This is a genomic window from Actinoplanes sp. NPDC049599, from assembly GCF_044465625.1.
GTDB lineage: Bacteria > Actinomycetota > Actinomycetes > Mycobacteriales > Micromonosporaceae > Actinoplanes.
Genome location: NZ_JBITLX010000053.1, coordinates 1 through 18,761, shown reverse-complemented (window position 1 = coordinate 18,761; position 18,761 = coordinate 1). Strand labels below are relative to the sequence as shown.

15 protein-coding genes are annotated in these 18,761 nt (G+C 68.5%); 5 read left to right on the top strand and 10 right to left on the bottom strand.

The window, feature by feature from the left end; translation table 11 throughout:
- Positions 1 to 273 precede the first annotated feature (273 nt).
- Genes ACIBQZ_RS42665 through ACIBQZ_RS42655 form a run of 3 tightly spaced genes read right to left on the bottom strand, consistent with a single transcriptional unit; the run spans position 274 to position 1,936 of the window.
- Positions 274 to 495: a hypothetical protein gene (locus ACIBQZ_RS42665; protein WP_396094673.1), complete on the bottom strand. Its 222-nt coding sequence runs from the start codon at positions 493 to 495 to the stop codon at positions 274 to 276.
- A complete protein-coding gene (locus ACIBQZ_RS42660; protein WP_396094672.1) occupies positions 488 to 1,636 on the bottom strand; it encodes a hypothetical protein in 1,149 nt (382 codons plus the stop codon). Before ACIBQZ_RS42660 ends, ACIBQZ_RS42665 begins: the two co-directional genes overlap by 8 nt.
- A 6-nt stretch (positions 1,637 to 1,642) precedes the next feature.
- On the bottom strand, positions 1,643 to 1,936 hold the full coding sequence (locus ACIBQZ_RS42655; protein ID WP_396094674.1) for a hypothetical protein: 294 nt from the start codon (positions 1,934 to 1,936) through the stop codon (positions 1,643 to 1,645).
- 6 nt (positions 1,937 to 1,942) lie between these two features.
- Between ACIBQZ_RS42655 and ACIBQZ_RS42650 the strand changes: the two genes are divergently transcribed.
- From ACIBQZ_RS42650 to ACIBQZ_RS42635, 4 genes are all read left to right on the top strand, one after another.
- Positions 1,943 to 4,291 carry a TOTE conflict system archaeo-eukaryotic primase domain-containing protein gene (locus tag ACIBQZ_RS42650; RefSeq protein ID WP_396094671.1) on the top strand — a complete coding sequence of 783 codons (2,349 nt, stop codon included), beginning with the start codon at positions 1,943 to 1,945 and terminating at the stop codon, positions 4,289 to 4,291.
- 202 nt (positions 4,292 to 4,493) lie between these two features.
- Complete coding sequence (locus tag ACIBQZ_RS42645; RefSeq protein WP_396094675.1) at positions 4,494 to 4,958, top strand: type IV toxin-antitoxin system AbiEi family antitoxin; 465 nt, start codon at positions 4,494 to 4,496, stop codon at positions 4,956 to 4,958.
- Between the two features lie 171 nt (positions 4,959 to 5,129).
- A complete protein-coding gene (locus tag ACIBQZ_RS42640; RefSeq protein WP_396094670.1) occupies positions 5,130 to 5,561 on the top strand; it encodes a nucleotidyl transferase AbiEii/AbiGii toxin family protein in 432 nt (143 codons plus the stop codon).
- A gap of 906 nt (positions 5,562 to 6,467) precedes the next feature.
- On the top strand, positions 6,468 to 7,094 hold the full coding sequence (locus ACIBQZ_RS42635) for a hypothetical protein (protein WP_396094669.1): 627 nt from the start codon (positions 6,468 to 6,470) through the stop codon (positions 7,092 to 7,094).
- Between the two features lie 343 nt (positions 7,095 to 7,437).
- Here the strand turns inward: ACIBQZ_RS42635 and ACIBQZ_RS42630 are convergent, their stop codons facing one another.
- The 4 genes from ACIBQZ_RS42630 to ACIBQZ_RS42615 all read right to left on the bottom strand — a co-directional run bounded on the left by ACIBQZ_RS42630 (position 7,438) and on the right by ACIBQZ_RS42615 (position 10,363).
- A complete protein-coding gene (locus tag ACIBQZ_RS42630; RefSeq protein ID WP_396094668.1) occupies positions 7,438 to 8,202 on the bottom strand; it encodes a MerR family transcriptional regulator in 765 nt (254 codons plus the stop codon).
- Positions 8,203 to 8,216: 14 nt separating this feature from the next.
- The gene (locus ACIBQZ_RS42625) at positions 8,217 to 8,978 is read right to left on the bottom strand and encodes an ABC transporter permease (RefSeq protein WP_396094667.1); all 762 of its coding nucleotides are present in this window, start codon (positions 8,976 to 8,978) and stop codon (positions 8,217 to 8,219) included.
- Complete coding sequence (locus ACIBQZ_RS42620) at positions 8,975 to 9,772, bottom strand: ABC transporter ATP-binding protein (RefSeq protein ID WP_396094666.1); 798 nt, start codon at positions 9,770 to 9,772, stop codon at positions 8,975 to 8,977. The genes ACIBQZ_RS42625 and ACIBQZ_RS42620 overlap by 4 nt, the downstream gene beginning before the upstream one ends.
- A gap of 129 nt (positions 9,773 to 9,901) precedes the next feature.
- Positions 9,902 to 10,363, bottom strand: coding sequence for a MarR family winged helix-turn-helix transcriptional regulator (locus ACIBQZ_RS42615; RefSeq protein WP_396094665.1), 462 nt, complete (start codon positions 10,361 to 10,363; stop codon positions 9,902 to 9,904).
- On the opposite strand from ACIBQZ_RS42615, the gene ACIBQZ_RS42610 reads away from it, so the two are divergent.
- Positions 10,326 to 11,861, top strand: coding sequence for an MFS transporter (locus ACIBQZ_RS42610; RefSeq protein WP_396094664.1), 1,536 nt, complete (start codon positions 10,326 to 10,328; stop codon positions 11,859 to 11,861). The two genes, ACIBQZ_RS42615 and ACIBQZ_RS42610, sit on opposite strands and share 38 nt — an antisense overlap.
- A gap of 102 nt (positions 11,862 to 11,963) precedes the next feature.
- Here ACIBQZ_RS42610 and ACIBQZ_RS42605 read toward each other — a convergent pair whose 3' ends face one another.
- The 3 genes from ACIBQZ_RS42605 to ACIBQZ_RS42595 form a co-directional block, all read right to left on the bottom strand.
- Positions 11,964 to 13,937, bottom strand: coding sequence for a hypothetical protein (locus tag ACIBQZ_RS42605; protein WP_396094663.1), 1,974 nt, complete (start codon positions 13,935 to 13,937; stop codon positions 11,964 to 11,966).
- A gap of 143 nt (positions 13,938 to 14,080) precedes the next feature.
- Positions 14,081 to 15,166: a calcium-binding protein gene (locus ACIBQZ_RS42600; protein ID WP_396094662.1), complete on the bottom strand. Its 1,086-nt coding sequence runs from the start codon at positions 15,164 to 15,166 to the stop codon at positions 14,081 to 14,083.
- 47 nt (positions 15,167 to 15,213) lie between these two features.
- Positions 15,214 to 17,226 carry a S8 family serine peptidase gene (locus ACIBQZ_RS42595; RefSeq protein WP_396094661.1) on the bottom strand — a complete coding sequence of 671 codons (2,013 nt, stop codon included), beginning with the start codon at positions 17,224 to 17,226 and terminating at the stop codon, positions 15,214 to 15,216.
- Between the last annotated feature and the right edge of the window lie 1,535 nt (positions 17,227 to 18,761).

The window sequence follows — 18,761 nt, the reverse complement described above, 5'->3', positions numbered from 1 at the left end:
CTCGTACGAATCAAGGAGACACGACGTCAGCGGGCGACCAACACGATTTTCAGCCCGGAACGGGCCACCTCGCCAGAGGCGACAGGGACTAGCCCCGTCGCTACCAGGCCCAGGATCAAGCAATCGTCCCCGGGCGCCGGCCGTTGCGGGACCAGCCGCACAGTATCGACCCACGAAGCGAGGCCGTCCAACCGCTTTTCAGGCCAGGCCAATGGGGTGGAGCCGAACAATGCCTTCTCCGGCTTGCCAACGCACTCCCGCACTCGAGCACCCTCAACGCGGCGGCACACCGGCAACGAACGGGCAAGCCGAAAAGTAGCCCCGCCAGCCGGTGTCACGGCGACGGTCGAGCACCTCCGCGATGGCGGTGACGGTAGCGGCGGCCGGCCGGCGGGTGGTCTGGCTGCACCGCAGCCGTCCGGCCGCGACGAGATGCAGCATGGCGTGCAGGTTGGTCTGGGCCTGCGTGGCGGTCCCCCGGACCTGCTCAGACATCGAGGCCTGCCAGGTCGAGGCGTTCCAGCAGACTGGGCTTACGCGCGTGCGCCGTCCGAAGCTCAGCCAGACGTTGCCGGAATGCGGCTGTGTCGCCGTCGCGTTCAGCGAGATCGCTCAGGTCGACGAGCAGTTGCACAGCGGTGTCGTATTCGCGCGGCTTCTTCATGGCGATGAACTCGTCGATCCGCTGCCATGCGGCAGGCTGATCGACCGCCAGGGTGTCCAGGTGTCGTTGCCGGGCGGCGGCCGCGGAGCGCTCCCGGCGAACCCAGTCTCGTTCACGTTCCTGCGCGTCGCGGCGTTCCCGTTCCGCGCGCAGTTTACTGGCGGCGGCGAGCAGTTCACCGGCGGTGCGTGGGGTCGTGGTGGATGTCTTCGTGGCATGGGCGTCGTGGTAGCGGCGCAGGAGCTCAGCGCGGAGATGGGGGGCGTCGCCGGTGATCAAGTCGCACAGGATGGTGTCCTTCTCCCGGGTAGGCAATCGAGTGACCCAGGTGCGCAGTCGCGCGGCGGTGGGTTCCGCTGCGGTGGCCGGGGGCGAGCCGGCCGCTGCGGCGGCGATCAGGTCACGGTCGATGCACAGAAACTCGGCGACAGCGGTGAGGGGCGCGTCGAGCGTGGCCAATCCGGCCGGGACGGGTGGCTCGAGTTCGTCGTCGGAGACTTCCAGCGACTGCACACACCGCAGCCAGGCCAGGTACAGCAGACGCAGGTCACCTGCGGCGAGGCTGGCCCGGACTCCGATGATCGAGGCGAGCAGGCCCTCACCGCCGATGTCCCACTCGTCCGTGCCGTCCTCGTCTTCACGGTTGAGGCCGATGATGAGGTGCTTGCCGCTGGTCCAGGCGGACGCGCTGTCACCGACGCAGTAATCGGCGACAACGGCGGGGTCGAGCACCCGCTTGGGCAGGCGCAGCATGAGTTCGCGGGTGCCCCAGTTGGCCAGGTAGAGGTGCGCGTCGAAGTACCGCTCCACCATCTTGCGCGGGTCGCCTTTGAAATTGCCCCACTCGTAGGTGTTGACGAAACTGGTGGCGGTGATGTCGGCCCGGGTGGACAGCGACCGCAGCTCGCTCTGTTCGCGGGTGGTAAGGGGCCGGTCGACGGCGGTGAACTCGTAGTACTGGTATTCACTCACCGTGGTCTACCGTCCTGCCCAATGCCTGTAGGCGTCGATCCAGACCGTGCCGTCCGGTGGTGGGGCGGGTAGCGGTAGGTCGAGCAGGCCGATCCGCTGCCGATGGCGGCCTCGGACGCAGATCGTGACGATGCTGTCACCGGTCAGGTCGACCTTCTTCACGGTGAGCTGTTCGTCGTCGTTGTACGCGTCGACTGTGGCCTCTTCGATCATCGCCTCGAGCGCCGCGTCCCGCTTCGGTGCCATCGGCGGAGAATATCGGACCCGTCCCGGAGCGTTCGAAGCCCGATACGCGAGGATGTTCCGGTGGATGCGACGGCCGATTTCGCCGACCTGCGCCGCGAGGTACAGCGGCTGCAGGCCGAGAACGCCAGGCTGTCGCGGCTGCTGGAACTGCGTGGTCAGGACACCGCTCCGGCTCCGGAGCAGCTGTCCGCCCCGGTCGCCGCGCCGGGCATGGTCACCATGGCCTCGCCGGTGGCCGACAAGCTGGCCTTGTTCGCCGACCGGTTCCGGGCCCGCGCCGACGTGTACGCCATCCGGTGGGAAAACAGCCGTGCGGGTACATCCGGGTGGTCACCGGCCGTCGCCGGAGGCTGGCGCAAGGGCATGGATCGGCGCACCGCCGTCCATCTTCCCCGCACGCCGCAAGTCGTCGCCGCTCATCTGGTCGGTGACGTGTTCATGGGTCTCTACCCGCTGCTACCCAAGAACGCGTGCCAGTTCGTCGTCGCCGACTTCGACGGTGCGACGGCGATGCTTGACGCTCTCGCCTACGTCAAGGCGGCACGGGCCACCGCTGTGCCGGCCGCGCTGGAGATCTCCCAGTCGGGCCGCGGCGCCCACGTATGGATCTTTTTCACTGACACGCTGCCTGCGGCGACGGCACGAGCGGTCGGTACCGCGCTGCTGCACGAGGCGATGGTGCTGCGCGGGTCGATGGACCTACGGTCTTATGACCGGCTGTTTCCCAATCAGGACGTGCTGCCGGACGGCGGCTTCGGCAACCTCATCGCCGCGCCCCTATACGGCCGCCGCCGTAAAGAGGGCCTTACCACGTTCCTCGATCCCGGCACGTTGGAGCCGCACGAGGATCAGTGGGCGTTCCTCTCGACCCTGGACCGGCTCAGCCCCGGCGATGCGGAACGCCTCGCCCGCAACGCGAAACGCTCCACCACCGGGTCCGACGTCGCCGCGATCAGCCGGTCCGCCGCAACGCGGGTCCATCCCGCGCTACCTCCGGTGGTCCACGCGGAAATCGGTGCCGGGCTGAACCTTGACGCCGGTCAGCTCACCCCGGCCGCGCTCGCGACGTTGAAGCACGCGGCGGCTATGGCCAATCCGAAGTTCTACGAACTGCAACGCCTGCGGAAATCAACCTGGGACACCCCGCGATTCATCCGCGGCTACGACCTGACCCTCGACGACCATCTGGTCCTGCCCCGCGGGCTGCGCCACACCATTGCCTCCATCGTCGAACGGGCCGGCTCTCGGCTGTCCGTCACCGACGTGCGAAACCCCGGCCAGGAGATCGACGTCGCGTTCAGCGCCGAACTCACAGCCAGGCAGAGCACGGCGGTCGGCGCCGTCCTGGCCCACGACGATGGCCTGCTCGTCGCTCCGCCCGGCTCCGGCAAGACCGTGATGGGCTGCGCCGTGATCGCCGAGCGCGGCACCTCCACCCTGATTCTCGTCGACCGCAAAACCCTCGCCGACCAGTGGCGCACGCGTATCGAGCAGTTCCTCGGCATCAAACCTGGCCAACTCGGCGGCGGCCGGCGCAAACTCACCGGCACTGTCGACATCGCGCTGCTGCCCTCGCTGGCCAGACGCGACGACATCGCCGCACTCACCCAGGGGTACGGGCACGTGCTCGTCGATGAGTGTCACCATCTCGGCGCCGCCGCGTACGAGCACTCCGTCAAACGGATCGGCGCGCAGTTCTGGCTGGGCCTCACCGCCACACCTACCCGACGTGACGGCCTCGGCCAGCTCGTCACCTGGCAACTCGGACCCGTGCGGCACACCGTCACGGACGAGCAACAGGGCACCCTCACGGCCGCGATGCACGCTGACGCCGGACCGCGACGACTGCTGTTCCTCCACGAGACCGCGTTCGATCCCGGCGACGTGGACCTGGACGCGCCGGGCGGTCTTGCCGAGGTGCATCGAAGACTGGCAATCGACGAGTCACGCAACACGCAGATTTCCGACGATGTCGCCGCGGCTCTGAAGCGCGGGCGCAACTGTCTGGTCCTCACCCGCAGGGTCGCGCACGTCGAGGCCCTCGCCGCCATACTTTCCGCGCGAGGACACGAGGCGCTCGTTCTCCAAGGGGCGATGAGCACTACCAACCGCCGGGCGGTGGTCGACCGACTCGACACAGCCAAGGCCGGTGACGGCCTGCTCGTCATCGGCACCACACCATTCATCGGCGAAGGCTTCGACGCCCCCGCCCTCGACACGCTCTTCCTCGCCGGCCCGATCTCGTACGACGGCCTGCTCGTCCAGTGCGCCGGCCGCGTGATCCGAGCCGCACCAGGCAAGGACGTCGCCGAGGTCCACGACTACCACGACCCGGCCACCCCGATCCTCGCCGTCTCTCTGCAACGCCGCATGCCCGGATACCGGACACTCGGCTTCACCACGGCATGAGCACAGCAGATCTCCTCGCGCCGGGGCATCCCTTGGATAGGTAACTTGTCATTCAGGGGCGGGAAGTCTGGCCTCTATTCATAAGGGCGTTGCCGGGGCTTGCGTCGACCTTCACGACGGGGCAGGCGCGGGCTGCGGGTGTGCACTCCCGCGACCTGTACGCAGCTCGAGACGGTGGAGAACTCGTCGAGCTGTCCCGGGGGTGTTCCGCCGGGCGGATGCGCCGGCGGCGGCGTACCCGGATCTGCTGGCAGTGTCGCTGCGTGCTCGCCGGGCAGTGGTGTGTCTGCTGTCGGCGGCGGCGGTGCACGACCTGACCGACGAGATCCCCATGGCGGTGCAGATCGCCGTACCGCGTCGGACCTGGCCGCCGAAACTCGACCACTCACCGGTCGAGGTGTTCGTCTGGGACCCACGGACGTTCGAACTGGGGTTGGACGCGGTCGAGGTGGCACAGGGGGAATCGGTGAGGATCTACTCGCCAGGCCGGACCGCCGTCGACCTGATGCGCATGCGGCACAAACTCGGGGAGTCGGTCGCGCACGTCGCCCTGCGCCGCTATCTGGGCCGACGTGACGCCCGGGTCGCCGACCTCATGACGTACGCGAAGGCACTGGATGTGCTCGGTCCGGTCCGCGCCGCGGTCGACGTCCTGGCCGCATCGTGAAGGGGATGTCGTGACCCGACCCACCCGCGCCGACGCAGGTGGCCGCGCATATCTGGCCCGCCGCCAGGGCCGCCAGACCCAGACGCTGATGGCTATCTACGTTCTCGAGCGGTTCCTCGCCCGCCTGGAGGTCAGCGGGTACGCGGACCGGTCGTCGTCCTCAAGGGCGGAATGTTGCTGGCCGCCTGGGCCGCCCGCCGCGCCACCGTCGACGCCGACTTGCTCGTCCGCAGCCTGAACCTGGACGAGGCGTCGGTCCTTCTGGGCGCCGGCAACAGTCGGGTCCGCGACTACGCCGACATCTGGACGCTCACCCGCAGCCACGACATCACTGCGGCGGACCTGCTCACCGCCTTGGCAGCGACCTCCGCACACCGCGAGGTCACCCTTCGGCCGCTCGCTGAGGTCATCGGCGACTTCGGCGTTGTCCGTGCCGGCGCCCACACCGCCTACCGGCGCCGTCTCGGGCCAGACGCCGCCAAGCTTCCCGAGGGTTTCGCGCAGGTCGTCGACGACGTGATCACCTTCGCCGATCCGGCACTGGCGTCTGCGGTCGCGAGCCGAGCGATCTGGACCGCCCTGAGCGCCAGATGGAATGAATGACTCTTGCCCTGCCGCCAGCGAACGAACCCACCCCAGGCTCGCCCAACGGATCTGATCCTCTTGGTCTCCCGGCCGCGAGGAGAAGTATGCGGGCGGTGCGCCCGGCCGGCGCGTCGATCCCGTGGTGCTCCGATGGTGCTCGGATGTCGCGGACCGAACGAGCACGAACGGAAGTGATTCTGGGATGGGCACGGGATGACTGGCACGGTGACATGGGGAGGCACCCGGATCGAGATTGGCCCAGGACTCCTCTTGTCCAGGTGCTGGTCAGGCTGCGCGCCACCGGGCCCGGTCCTCGTCCGATTTCCTGGTGCACCGCATGAGCGTGCCCTTGACGGTCCGCCCGTAGGCGCCCTCGGGGCTGCAGAAGGAGCCGGGATGCACCCCTGCCTGCGTGGGTTTCTTCGTCGTCGGTCGCGGTTTCGGCCTGGTAGTGGTCGGCCTGGGTACAGCCGTGGTCCGCTTCGCGGCGGGCTTGGTCCTCGTCGGTCTAACCGTCGTCGGTGCGACGGTTGCCTGCTCCGTCGCCTCTGTCGCAGGGCTGACGGTGGACAGCAGTGGCGCCGCCGGCGCGGTCGCGGGTGTGGTGACTGCGGTGTCAGGCTCTTCGTTGCCGCTGGGGATGGTGGCGAGTGTGACGCCACCGCAGCAGAGGACGAGCAGACCGAGCCCGGACAGAAGAATCATGTTGGTGCGTCGCCGTTTGCGGCGGCCGTCGTCGGGTGGTCCTTGCCATGCTCCGGTGGGCGTGGTCATCGCAACACGGTGGACCTTGGACGGTGTTGCTGTCGATGGGGTGTTCGTGTCCGAACGCTCGGATGATCAGCTATCGACGGGCCGTGTCTGAACCGCCAGAGTGGCGTCACGTGGCCAAACTGTCAGCCCTTGGGCGTACCGTCCGCCGTCATGACAATCCTCCACTACGTCGCGGCCGATGCGGCCGACAGTTCGCCCTCCATAACGGACTGGCTCACCCTTGTCGTCGCGGTCTTGGCCTTGGCCGGCTCCGTCTGGGCGATCATTTACAACCGCAGCAGTGCCTCGTCTGCCCGTAGCGCGGTGGCTGAGGCCAAGAAGGCTGCCGCTGCGGCGGAGCGCGTATCCCAGTCTGAAATTGACCGTGACCACGAGATGTTCCGGCCGCCGCAGATCGGGTCTGAGGCGTTCTCTCTCGAAGTGAACCCGCGGACCAAGGAGGAGAACCTGGTTCTGAAGTTCACCCCGGCGCGTACCTACCGGATCACGGGCCAGTCAATCGAAGGCGATAGCCACTCTCCCCTCAGCTGCCCGCTGTTCAACCCGGCGGGCGTTCCAGTTCGGATTGTCGTCGACGTACTCAGGCCGCACCGGGAAAGATCAGCGGTCAAGGAACTGCGGTTATCGTTCTGGCCGCCGGCGCAGGTTGACAAGCGCGATCTCTGGACGTGTCGGTGCGGGCAGCCTTTGGAGTCGCATGAGTCGGCGCACTGGGAAGTGACGGTTCCGGTGGTGACACCGCCACGGACACCCGCCGAGCACGTCTACTCGGCCTGACCAGCGCGCTCGGTTCGTCGCCGACGAAGACGCCGGCCGATGGAGGCGGAGGCCATGTCCGGCTCGGGACGTCGGTCAGCAGCCATCACCGGTGCAGACATCTCGGCCGGTATGCATCCAGTCCAGATCGGAAGCCTTGGCAAGATCCTCGGGAATACTTCGGGAACACTTGAGCCCGTAAAGAGCTGTCCGAAGACGGAAGTAGATGAGAAACAACCGCAGCTCAGAAGCACGGGCTTGGGCCGGTTGCGGCGGCCTCGCTTGCGGATCCGTCCGTGTGGCGCCGCTGGTCCGGCAGGACGGGCCACGTGCATAGCGGTGGCGGTGTTGACGCCTGCGGATCCTATAGACGCTGCATCCGGGTCCAGCCGTCCCAGCCGCGCTCGCGCATCAGTTCGCGCATCCGCTCGGCCCGCTTGTCGGCCGCGTCAGCGAGGTCGTCCAGCAGGGCGAACGACGTATCGTCGCGCTCCGCCTGGTCGAAGTCGAGCTGGCCGGCGGACTCTGCCTGCTCCGCCAGCTCGACCATGATGTCGACGGCCTCCACCACGCGCGGGTCATCGGTGCCGTCCGTCTCAATGAGTTCCGACAGCACCTGGTAGAGCCGCACGACCCGCGGGTCCTCGAGCTGCGCCAACTTGCCCGGCACCCACTCGACGACCCTCTCGGGCCATCGGGCCGCCATCAGGATCCACCCGTCTCGCTCGCCCGCCATCATCCGCTCGGAAGTCCCGATCTCCCGGAGCCGGTCGAGATAGGCGACCACCTCCGGCGGGAGCACCAGGCTGTCTCCGGCGGCGAGCCGCGCGACCTGTTTGCGGCTGGTCTCCAGCCGGTTGATCTCGGCACGCAGGTGGGTGTCGATCCGTTCCACCGCCTCGGCGAAGGTCGCGGGGTCGGCCTCGAGCATTCGGCCGATCTGCGCCAGCGGCACGCCGGCGTCGGCGAGGGTGCGGATTTTGATGAGGGCCACCACGGCCGGCGCGCCGTACTGCCGGTAGCCCGAGGCGTCCCGCTCCGGCTCGGGCAGCAGCCCGATCTGGTGATAGTGCCGCACCGCCCGCACTGTGACGCCGGCGTACGCCGCCAGTTGCCCGATCGTCAGCATGGTCTGATCCTGGCTCAGCCGGTGCGGCGACGGTAGGTGATGCCGGCGAACGCGACAGCCACGACCAGCAGGCCGACGCACCAGGCAAGGGCGGTCCAGATGCCGGAGCCGACCGGCTGCTCGGTGAACAGGGCCCGGAGAGTGTTGACGATCGAGGTCACCGGCTGGTTCTCGGCGAAGGCGCGTACCGGACCCGGCATGGATGCGGTGGGCACGAAGGCCGAGCTGACGAACGGCAGGAAGATCAGCGGGTACGCGAACGCGCTCGCGCCGTCCACGGAGCTGGCGGTGAGGCCGGGGATCACGGCGAGCCAGGTCAGCGCCAGGGTGAACAGGACGAGGATGCCGGTGACCGCGAGCCATCCCGGCACGCCCATCCCCGACCGGAAGCCCATCGCCAGGGCGACCAGCAGGACCACCGCCAGCGAGATCAGGTTGGCGACCAGCGAGGTCAGGACGTGCGCCCACAGCACGGCGGACCGGGCGATCGGCATGGATTGGAACCGCTCGAAGATGCCGCCCTGCAGGTCCATGAAGAGCCGGTAGGCGGTATAGGAGATGCCCGACGCGATCGTGATGATCAAGATGCCGGGCAGCAGGTAGTTCACGTACGAGCCGGTCCCGGCCTGGATCGCGCCGCCGAGCACGTACACGAACAGCAGCAACATGGCGATCGGGGTGATCACCGTCGTGATGATGGTGTCGGGGCTGCGGGCGATGTGGCGCAGCGAACGACCGAGCAGGACGGCGGTGTCGCCGAGGAAGTGTCTGTTCATCGCTGTTCTCCGTTCGCGGCGGTGCCGACCATGGTGAGGAAGACGTCCTCGAGGGTGGGCTGCTTCTCGACGTACTCGACCTTCGCAGGGGGCAGCAGCCGCTTGAGCTCGCCTAGGGTGCCGTTGACGATGATGCGGCCCTCATGCAGGATCGCGATCCGGTCGGCGAGGTGCTCCGCCTCGTCGAGGTACTGGGTGGTGAGCAGCACGGTCGTGCCGCCCGCGGCGAGGTCCTTGACGGCCCGCCAGACCTCGAGGCGCGCCTCCGGGTCCAGGCCGGTGGTCGGCTCGTCGAGGAAGATGACCGGCGGATTCCCGATCAGGCTCATCGCGATGTCCAGGCGGCGGCGCATGCCCCCGGAGTACGTCGCCACCCGCCGGGCGCCCGCCTCGGTCAGCGAGAAGCGCTCCAGCAGGTCGTCCGCGATCGTGCCGGCATCCTTGAGGTGCCGCAGCCGGGCGACCAGGACGAGGTTCTCCCGGCCGGTGAGGATCTCGTCGACCGCCGCGAACTGCCCGGTGAGGCTGATCGATTCGCGGACGTCGGCGGCCTGCGCCGTGACGTCGAAGCCGTTGACCTCCGCGGTGCCGGCGTCGGCCTTGAGCAGGGTGGCCAGGATCCTGATCAGGGTGGTCTTGCCGGCGCCGTTCGAGCCGAGCAGGGCGAAGATGCTGCCCCGCTCCACCTCGATGTCGACGCGGCGTAGCACCTTCAAGTCTTTGAACGATTTCTCCAGGCCTCGCACGCCGATCGCGACACGGTCGGCCCGATCAGTTGTCGGTGGAATACTCATGCTCGTCAGCATGGAGGGTTGACGCTGCGTCAGGGTCAAGCCCTACTTCGTGCAGATGCAAGGGCGGCCGAGCGCTCGCGCTGGACTGGTGACTGCCAGGCATGCGACTGCGGATCGGAAGGGCGCTGCCTATCGGCGTTCGTCCTGGGCTCTGAGGAACCGTCGGAGGTAGTCGTCGAAGCGGCGCACGTCGTCCGCGGGCCAGCCGGCGGTCAGCTCGGCGAAGATCGACTCCTGCCATTGGTGTGCGGAGTCGAGCATCTTTGCGCCCTCCGCTGTCACCAGAAGCAGGCGCTGGCGGGCGTCCGAGGGTGAGGCGACCTTGCGCAGGTAGCCGCGCTCGACCGCCTGGCTGATGAACCGGCTTGCCCCGGACTGGTCGATGCCGAGTTCGTCGGCGATCTGGTTGACCGTGGCGCCGCTGTCGCCCTGGAGTGTGGCGACCGCCTCGGTCACCATGACGTCGCGCCCGCGTTCGGCGTCGACCGTGTGGCCTGCGCCGGTCCACCTGCGGGACCAGTAGCGCACGACCCGGAACAGCGCCTGCCCGGGTGTGACGCGCTCCGCGGCCCTCGGATTTGATGAGTTCACCGGAGCAGTCTATGCGATCCGCATGTTAATCTATGCGAATCGCATAGATTGGAGCGTGATGAACGCACCGCGGTCCCTGACTGTTGCGCCCCGGGTCGAGCCGGCTTTCTTCGCCCTGCTTCTCGGCATGCTGCTCGCCCAGCTCGACATGAGCATCGTCGTGGCCGCGCTGCCGAGGATCAGCGACGACCTGCGGGCCGGCCCGGCGATCGCCGGCGTGACCGCCGCCTATCTGCTCACGGTCACCGTGACGACGCCGATCGCCGGCAAGCTCGGTGACGTCCTGGGCCGCCGCGTCGTGTTCGTGGCGTCCGTTGTGGTGTTCGGCGCCGGGTCACTGGCCTGCGCCGTCGCTCCGTCGATGCTGTTCCTGGTCGCCGCCCGCGCCTTGCAGGGCATCGGCGGGGCCGGCCTGGTCATCACGGCCGTCAGCACGCTCGGCCTGCTCTTCGACCAGGCGGAGCTGATCCGCCGGCAGATCTGGCTCACTGCGGTCACCGCGATCGCGGCGCTGGCCGGGCCCCCGGCCGGCGGTTTCCTCTCCGGGTTCGCCGGCTGGCCCGCGATCTTCCTCGTCAACGTGCCCGTCTGCGTGCTCGCGCTCGCGCTCGGGTATCACGGGCTCCCCGGCCGGTCGGGCACGGCCGGCCTGCGTGGCTTCGACCTCGCCGGAGCGGCGCTCGTCCTCGTGGCCACTTCATGTGTTGTCGTGCTCGGCTCGTTCGAGGCCGTGGCCGGCAACGCCGTCGGCGCTCCGATGATCCTTGTCCTCGCGGCCGTCACGACCATCGTGTTCGTCCGACGGGAACGGCGGGCCGCGGACCCGCTCATCGCGTTGACGATCTTCGCCGTACCCGGCCTGGCGCGGTCGATCGCCGTCACCGGGATCGGCGGGATCGCCCTGTTCGGTACGTTCACGTTCGTCCCGTTGGCGCTCATCGCCGGGACCGGCTACGACGTTGCCACGGTCTCGACGCTGCTCGTGGCGCTCACTGCCGGCCAGCTCGTCGTGACCGCCACCTTCGCCATCGTCGCCCGCACGTTCCCGCGCATGGCACCCTGGGGACGGCTGGGTCTCGTGCTGGGCGTGGTCGGCCTTGGCCTGCTCGCGGTCCTTCCGCTCGCCGGTGCCGCACCGACGTTCTTCGTCCTGAGCGTCGCGGTTGCCGGGCTCGCGCTCTCGGGAGCCGCCCTCGGACTGCTCATGCAGGCCTACACGCTCCTCGGCATCTCCGTCGCGCCACCGGCGCACTTCGGGTCGGCGATGGCGACACTCACCCTGGCCCGACAGCTCGGCGGTTCGATCGGCGCTGCCGCTTTCGGTTGGCTGCTCATCACGATTTCCGGCTCGACGGTCGCCATCACCGCGGTCCTGGGCGTGGCCGCGATCCTGCTCGCGGGTGGCCTCGGGATCGCACCACGCCGACAGGACGAGCCCCTGGCTAAGGTGTCGCGGCGTACCGCATCGTCGCGATCCCGGCAGTCAACAGAACCGTGACGGCTACCGCCGCGCCGGGCGTGATCTTCCGGGTCGGCACAGATCCTCGTTGGTGTGAAGGAGTGCCGGTGACGCCCTGCGGGGCGTCACCGGCACAAGGGATCAGCTGGTGAAGATGAAGTAGCGCCAGGCGCCGATGGTGGTGGCGTTCAGGCTGTCGCCTGAGGTGCCCTTCACGTACGCGGACCGGACGCGCATCTTCAGGTTCGTCTCGTGCGTGCCGACCACCGTGATCGTGGACTTGCCTTTGCCAGAAAGTTTGAAGTACTGGCTGCCGTTGGAGCGCCACTTGCCCTTGTGGTAGTACTCGAGGGAGAAGCGCTGGGAACGGCCCGTTGCCGCGGTCATCGTGGTGGTGAAGACCGGGTTCTTCTTCTTGTGGAAGACGAAGTACTTGGTCGAGCCGATCTTCTTGGTCTTGTAGTGCTTCGAGACCGCCGTGGAGATGCGCACCTTGGTGTACACGGTGGACTTCACCGACTTGGCCGCGGTGCGGGTGTCGCCGCGGTAGACGGCGGTGACCGTGGTGTTGCGCGTCGGCTTGAGGGTGGCCGTGATCGTGCCCTTCGAGCTGACCACGGCCTTCTTGATCAGGCGGTTCTTCTGGTCGGCGCCGTACGGGTCGGCCCAGATCTCCACGGTCCGGTTCGTGTACGCCTTGCCGATCTTCGCGGTGAAGGTGACCTTGGTGCCGTACGCGTAGACCTTGCCGTTGCCGTTGAGGGTCAGCCCGGACGCGTCGCTGGGGACGGTGACCACGCCGACCGCGGCCGCGGAGAGGTGCGTCGTGTCGCCGGCGTAGCTGAGCCGGTAGGTGAGCTTCCCGCCGGCGGCGGGGGTGTCGGTGAACGAGAAACGGCCGGTCGCGTCGATCGTCTTCACGCCGAGCGACTTGCCGTTCGGGGACTCCGCGTCGGTGCGGGTGACCGTGACGGCGGTGCCGGCCGCCAGGGGCAGGGACGCGGTGAGCGAACCGGAGACGGTGATGGTCTTCGCTCGGGCGGCGGTGGCGGGCACGCTCACCGTCAGCTTGGGCTCGGACATCGTCGGCTCGGTGAGGACCACGAGCCGGTAATTGTCGGGGTAGGAGGAGCTGATCGCGAAGAGCCGGGTGCCGTTCGGCTCCCAGAGCAGGCCGCCGTCGGTGATGTCGTCCTGGCTGCTGGTGGTGCTGTCGGTGTCGGCCAGCCGGAACTGCCGCACCGGGGTGGTGGTGTCCGGCAGGAAGGCGTGCACCCGGGGGCTTTCGTCCGCCCAGGTGGTGCCGACCGCCAGCCGCCCGTCGGGGGCCATGGCCACGGCGTTCGTGCGTCCCGCGTTCGTGGCGTAAGAGGTCGACGCGGACAGATCCGAGGTCTGCCAGCTGTCCACTTTGGTGCCCTCGGCGGCGGTGAGCAACCGGCTGCCGTCCGGGCTGAACGTCAGATCCTGGACGATGAAACTGCCCAGGTCCTTGCTCGCGACCGTCTCGGGGCTGTCACCGGCCACGTTGATGATCTTGACGGTGCCCGAGGTGGTGTAGGGATCCGCAAGGGCCAGCACATCGTCGGTGGCGGTCAGCATCGGCGCGTTGTACCAGCCGGCGTCCTGGCCGAGCGTCACCGACGATTCCCCGGCGGCCGGATCGAGCGAGCCGAGACCGCCGCGGCCGCCGTCCGGGCCGTACCCGAACCAGATCTTGCCGCCGGCGGCCGCGAGGTACATCGGCTCGGTGTCGGCACCGGTCGAGTACCGGGCGGTTTCGGTGACCGACTCGGTGTTGATCGCCACGACGGCGTCCGCCCGGACGGCAGCCGCGTAGAGCGTGCTCTCGTCGGGGGAGAGGGTGAGTCCCTTTACGCCGGGAAGGTTGCTCGCGGTGCCCAGGACCGTGCCGTCGTATCCGACGGCGACCACCTTGCTGCCCATCGGGTCGGCGATGAAGATGCGCTGGTGACTGCTGTCGACAACAACGTCGCCGGCCCTGGTGATCGGTAGGAGATACCCGTCAGGCGTGGCGGCCGATGCCGGGCTGGGCGCGGCGAGAACCGTTCCCAGCCCCGCCACCAGGGCTGCGGCCACCACGGCGGCCCGCATCCGATGACGACGGCGAGAGAAGGGCAGGAACAGGACAGGCAACATCAGGCTGGCCCCCGTGACCGGAATAGATGAATGCCGTTCACTGTAGGAGATCAAAGTCTCAGAACGGTACCGTTTCGGCGCGACGTAAAGGGTTCGGGTCAGTTCTCGCAGCCGACCAGCGTGTCCTTCTTAGCCTTCTCGCAGTGGTCGCCGTAGGCGTCGTTGCTGCCGCCGTTGAGCAGGTCGACCACGTGCTTGTCGTAGTCGCCGCCGTCCAGGGAGTCGTCGCCGCTGCCGCCGTAGAGCTTGTCCTTGCCCTCGCCGCCGAGGAGCCAGTCGTTGCCCTTGCCACCGTGGATCGTGTCGTTGCCGCGACCGCCCATGAGCGAGCCGTCGCCGGTGTCCGCGGTGATCCGGTCGTTGCCCGAGCCACCGAAGAGGGATTCGACGTCGGCGCCGATGGTGTCGTGCTCGCCGGCCTGGCCGTCGTCGCCCTTGGCGCCGTCCGCGTCGATGACGACAGCCTTGGTGTACGTCGCGTAGCTGACCACGTCGGAGCCGGAGCCACCGAGCAGGACGTCCGCCGAGATCCCCAGTTGGGGGTCGTCGCCGTAGAGCCAGTCGTGGTCGGCGCCGCCGTTGAGGTGATCCCGGCCCAGCCCGCCGTTGAGGTCGTCTGCGCCGGTTTCGCCGTACAGCTTGTCCTTGCCCTCGAGGCCCCACAGACGGTCGTCGCCGGTGCCGCCGCGCAGGGTGTCGTTGCCCGTCATGCCCCAGAGGGTGTCGTTGCCGCCCCGGCCGTCGGCCTTGTCGTTCCCGCTGCCGGTCTGGATCTTGTCGCCCCGGGAGCCGCCGGTGACGGTGTCGTTGCCGCTTCCGCTGAACGCGCTCATCCGTACGTCGGAGTTGTTGACGATGACGTCGTAGCGGTCGTAGGTGGAGATTGTGACCCGGCCGGGCGCCTTCTTCGTGGTGCACCTGACCTTGGTCTTGTCGCCCTTCACTTTCTTGCAGCCCGTGCCGGCCCGGACCGCCACCTTGTCGTCGATCGTGATGGTGTTGCCGGAGCGCGTGATCACCACTTTGTTCTGCTTGCCGCTCGCCGCCTGGTACTGGACCTTCGTGGCCGACGTCACCGAGGCCACGCCGGCGGTGGCCGCCTGCGCGGGGGAGGCGACGGTCCCGACGGCGGCCACCGTGAACAGAGCGATGCCGGTGGCTACCGGCCAGACGATGCGGGGCATGGTGTTCCCTTCAAGATGCTCGGCTTTGCCGCGCGATGGGCGGAACGTCACCTGCGGTACCAGGTGCGGGTGCCGGTGTACTTCACGTTGCCGACCCGGTCGTAGGCCCGGATCTGGACCTTCATCGTCTTCTTCCGCTTGCTGGTGTTGACCGTCAGGGCGTACCCGGAAGTGGTGTCCTTGGCGACGACCTTGCCGTTGATCAGCAGTTCGACCCGGCCGACGCCGGCGGCGTCGGATGCTTTGACGTGGACCTTGACCGTGCCCTTGACCTTGGCCTTGTGCTTCGGCGCCCTGGTGATGGAGACGGCCGGGCCGGCGTTGTCGGCGGTCAGCGTCCGCACCGGCAGGGTGCGGGACTGGCCCCAGCGGTCGGTTGCCTTCCAGGTCAGCGTGAGCTTGCCGGAGTAGGAGCCGGTCTTCACCGCGAGCGCGTACGGCGCGGAGCGGTCAACCCCGACGTACTTGCCGTTGGCCCACAGTTCGGTCTTGGCCACTCCGCCCAGGTCGCTGAGGCCGGTCAGCGTGCTCGTGAACGTGCCGCGTACCCGTTTGCCGGACGCCGGGCCGATCGTGCCACCGGCCGGCGGCTCGTTGTCGATCCGTACGGTGCGGAACAGCAGCGTTCGGTTGCCGGCCTCGTCCTGCAGCGCCACGCCGACCTGGCCCGACGTTTCCACTCCGGTCTTCCCCGTCCACTGGTTCGTACCGGGGACCCGGGTCAGCGAGGTGCAGCCGCAGGCGTCGGCCTGAAGCGCCGGGAGGACGTAGGCCAGGTCGGTGTCCGGGGACGTGATGGTCACGTCGACCGTGGCACCGTGGACCACCGCGTTCGGCGCCGGCGAGAGAAGCGTTCCGGTGGGCTTGATCGTGTCCGCCTGGATCACCGTGGTCGCCCTGCCGCTGTTGCCGGCGTAGTCGTAGGCGATCACGGTCACCGGCAGCGGGCCGTTGAATCCGGCGGGCGGACGCAGCGTGACCTGGCCGCCGGGGCGGCTGATCACCTGCGTGACCTTGCCGTCGACGATCACCTCGAGGTGCTCGACCCCGTGGTCGTCCGTGGACTGAGGGACCATCGTCTCTCCGGAGATCCCGACCGGCTCGTTCTCGGTGAGGCCGGTCCGGGAGACTGTCGGCGCCGTCGTGTCGGTGCCGCCGAAGTTGTAGACCACCTGGGCCGCGTTGATCAGCGGCGCCTGGTAGGCGGGCAGCACGGGGGAGAAAACGGCGTCCCGCTCGATCGCGGTGCGGATCTCCTGCGCCGACGCGGACGGTCTCATCGCCACGGCGAGTGCGGCGACGCCGGCCACTGCGGCGGTCGACCCGGAGGCGCCGATCAGCTGCGTCCTGCTCCCGGCCGGGTTCACCGCCGCGAAGTTGCCGTAGGCCGATACGTCGACCCACTGGTCGGTTGCGGTGTTCTTCTGGGCCGCGCCTACCTGGCTGACCGCGAGGGTCGACTCGAACGCGGCCGGATAGCGACGCGCCGTTGATGCCACGTTCCCGGCCGAGGCGACGACCAGGACATCCCTGGCGGACGCGTGCTCGACCGCGTCCTGCAGCAGCCGGCTCGGCGACGCGGTGCTCAGTGACACGTTGATCACCTGTGCACCGTGTTCAGCGGCCCAGGCGATGCCCGCGGCAACGTCGGCGCTGGTGCCCTCGCGGCCGGTCAGGACGCGCACCGGCATGACCCGGCACAATCCGCAGACACCGCTGATGCCGGTCCCGTTGCTGGGATCGGCGGCGAGGACCCCGGCCACCAGCGTGCCGTGGCCGTTGCCGTCCGCGGCGTCGGTGTCGCCGTCCAGGACGTCGTAGCCCGGGACGAGGCGATCCTCGCCGAGATCCGCAGTAGGGCTGACCCCGGTGTCAACCACCGCCACGGTGACCGCGGGACTTCCCGTCGTCCAGGTCCAGGCCTGGGGAATCTCCATGGCGGAGAATCCGGTATTCACATAGTCGCTGTCCGCCTGGACGACGGCGCCCCGCTCGGCGTAGCGCACGCCCGGAGCGAGTCCGAGCGCGGTCAGCGACGTGTCCGCCCGGTCGGCGGGCACATCGACGGTGATGGCGTCAGGCCGGGAACAGGTCGGCTCGACAGTACGGAATCACCGAGCGCGGCGAGCACCACGGCCGCGTCCGTGCCGGTGGCGAGACCCACGTCCAGCCCTACCGGGACCGGCTCGGCCGCCGCAGCGGGCGAAGCGACGCTCGCACCTAGTAATGCGGCCACCAGACACGACGAAACCTTGCGCACGCTCGGCCCCCGAATCGAAGATCATGAAATCGAGTCGAGGATACGGCACGGTACCGTCGCGACGCAGTGAGCCGTTCGGTCCCCGCCGTCCAGCTCCTGCGGTCTCGCCGAAGCAACCGTGTCCCGAGTGGACGCATCCTCGTAAGGGCGCGCGAACCAGGAATCTCTCCGAGAGTCGAACCGAGACACGGCGACCGACCGGCAGGGGGCAGCGCGGTCAGCGCTCAACACCGACGCCTTCTTCAGCCGCCGCGTCCCAGCCCGCAGGCATTCAAGGCCACCCAACCCGGCAGGTCACCCAGCAGGGTCTAACCACATTGGACGCGGCGGACGAGTACCGCGCCAGCCGGCCCGCCGAGCGCGCTTCTCGTCGGGCCGGCCAGCCCGGTCGCGGCCGTTCACGTGGACACGTACCGGAACGTACGGCGGGCGTTCGACGGCGCCCGGCCACATCCTGCCAACCTCCCCAGCAACGACCAGAGAGCTGTCGACTCTCGCCATTCATCGCCATTCGCAGCCTCAGCGGCAGCCTTCCCGCAGATCTTGATGAGCTAAAACGTTCCACCCAAACCACACCGCTACAAGGTCCACCACCCGCGCCCCTTTCCTCCTGAGATGAACCCCTTAACCTCCAAAGAACCAATCCCGCATACCGGACGAACCCGGCAACGGGCTGGAACCCGGGGACCGCGATCCAGAAAATCGGGCGCGCCCGTGCTTTCCAAGATCCGGCCCCTCGATGCGGGCGCCATATGGGGTGATGTCAAGCATTGCCGGCCGCTGCAGGTGCCCGTGAGCTAGTAGCGGGCTGTCACCGTGGTCCCCATGGGGGACGCACAGCCGACTCTCGAGTGCATCCTGCATCGCGCCGGTCGAAGCGAAGTCCCGACATTCTCGGCGAGACCTTCGAGACCTCCAGCAGCCGCGTGCCGGCGGTGAGCCGGTCGCGGAAGCTGCCCGACCTCCGCGGACGCCGAAGGTCAAGGCGCGTAAGGGCTCCGCCACATGGCAAAAGTGGAGAGAGCTCTCGGAACCAAGATCCACCGATGCCGCCAGCCCTGAAACAACCCACCACCCAGCCGCAGCCTGCTGACCGCAACCGGCGCGGAATGTTCGCTTGACCACCACCAAAGCCTGGCCTGCCCGACAGACCCGCCCGGCTCAACCACAGCGCGGAAGCCAGACCCCGCACCAGAAAGGTGACCGCACACCTGGAGTTGCAATCAGAGGGCCGGCGACCCATCCCTCAGCCGCAGCGGACGAGAATGCAAGGTGGGGGCCGGGGGTGCCCACGCACGGCATAGAAACGCTCCACCAGCCGTGCGTGGGCACCCC

Excerpts from the sequence above, each read along its gene's own strand:
- ACIBQZ_RS42600 (WP_396094662.1), bottom strand. The coding sequence starts at position 15,166 with ATGCCCCGCATCGTCTGGCCGGTAGCCACCGGCATCGCTCTGTTCACG.
- ACIBQZ_RS42640 (WP_396094670.1), top strand. The coding sequence starts at position 5,130 with ATGTTGCTGGCCGCCTGGGCCGCCCGCCGCGCCACCGTCGACGCCGAC.
- ACIBQZ_RS42665 (WP_396094673.1), bottom strand. The coding sequence starts at position 495 with ATGTCTGAGCAGGTCCGGGGGACCGCCACGCAGGCCCAGACCAACCTG.
- ACIBQZ_RS42620 (WP_396094666.1), bottom strand. The coding sequence starts at position 9,772 with ATGAGTATTCCACCGACAACTGATCGGGCCGACCGTGTCGCGATCGGC.
- ACIBQZ_RS42635 (WP_396094669.1), top strand. The coding sequence starts at position 6,468 with ATGACAATCCTCCACTACGTCGCGGCCGATGCGGCCGACAGTTCGCCC.
- ACIBQZ_RS42605 (WP_396094663.1), bottom strand. The coding sequence starts at position 13,937 with ATGCGGGCCGCCGTGGTGGCCGCAGCCCTGGTGGCGGGGCTGGGAACG.
- ACIBQZ_RS42625 (WP_396094667.1), bottom strand. The coding sequence starts at position 8,978 with ATGAACAGACACTTCCTCGGCGACACCGCCGTCCTGCTCGGTCGTTCG.
- ACIBQZ_RS42630 (WP_396094668.1), bottom strand. The coding sequence starts at position 8,202 with ATGCTGACGATCGGGCAACTGGCGGCGTACGCCGGCGTCACAGTGCGG.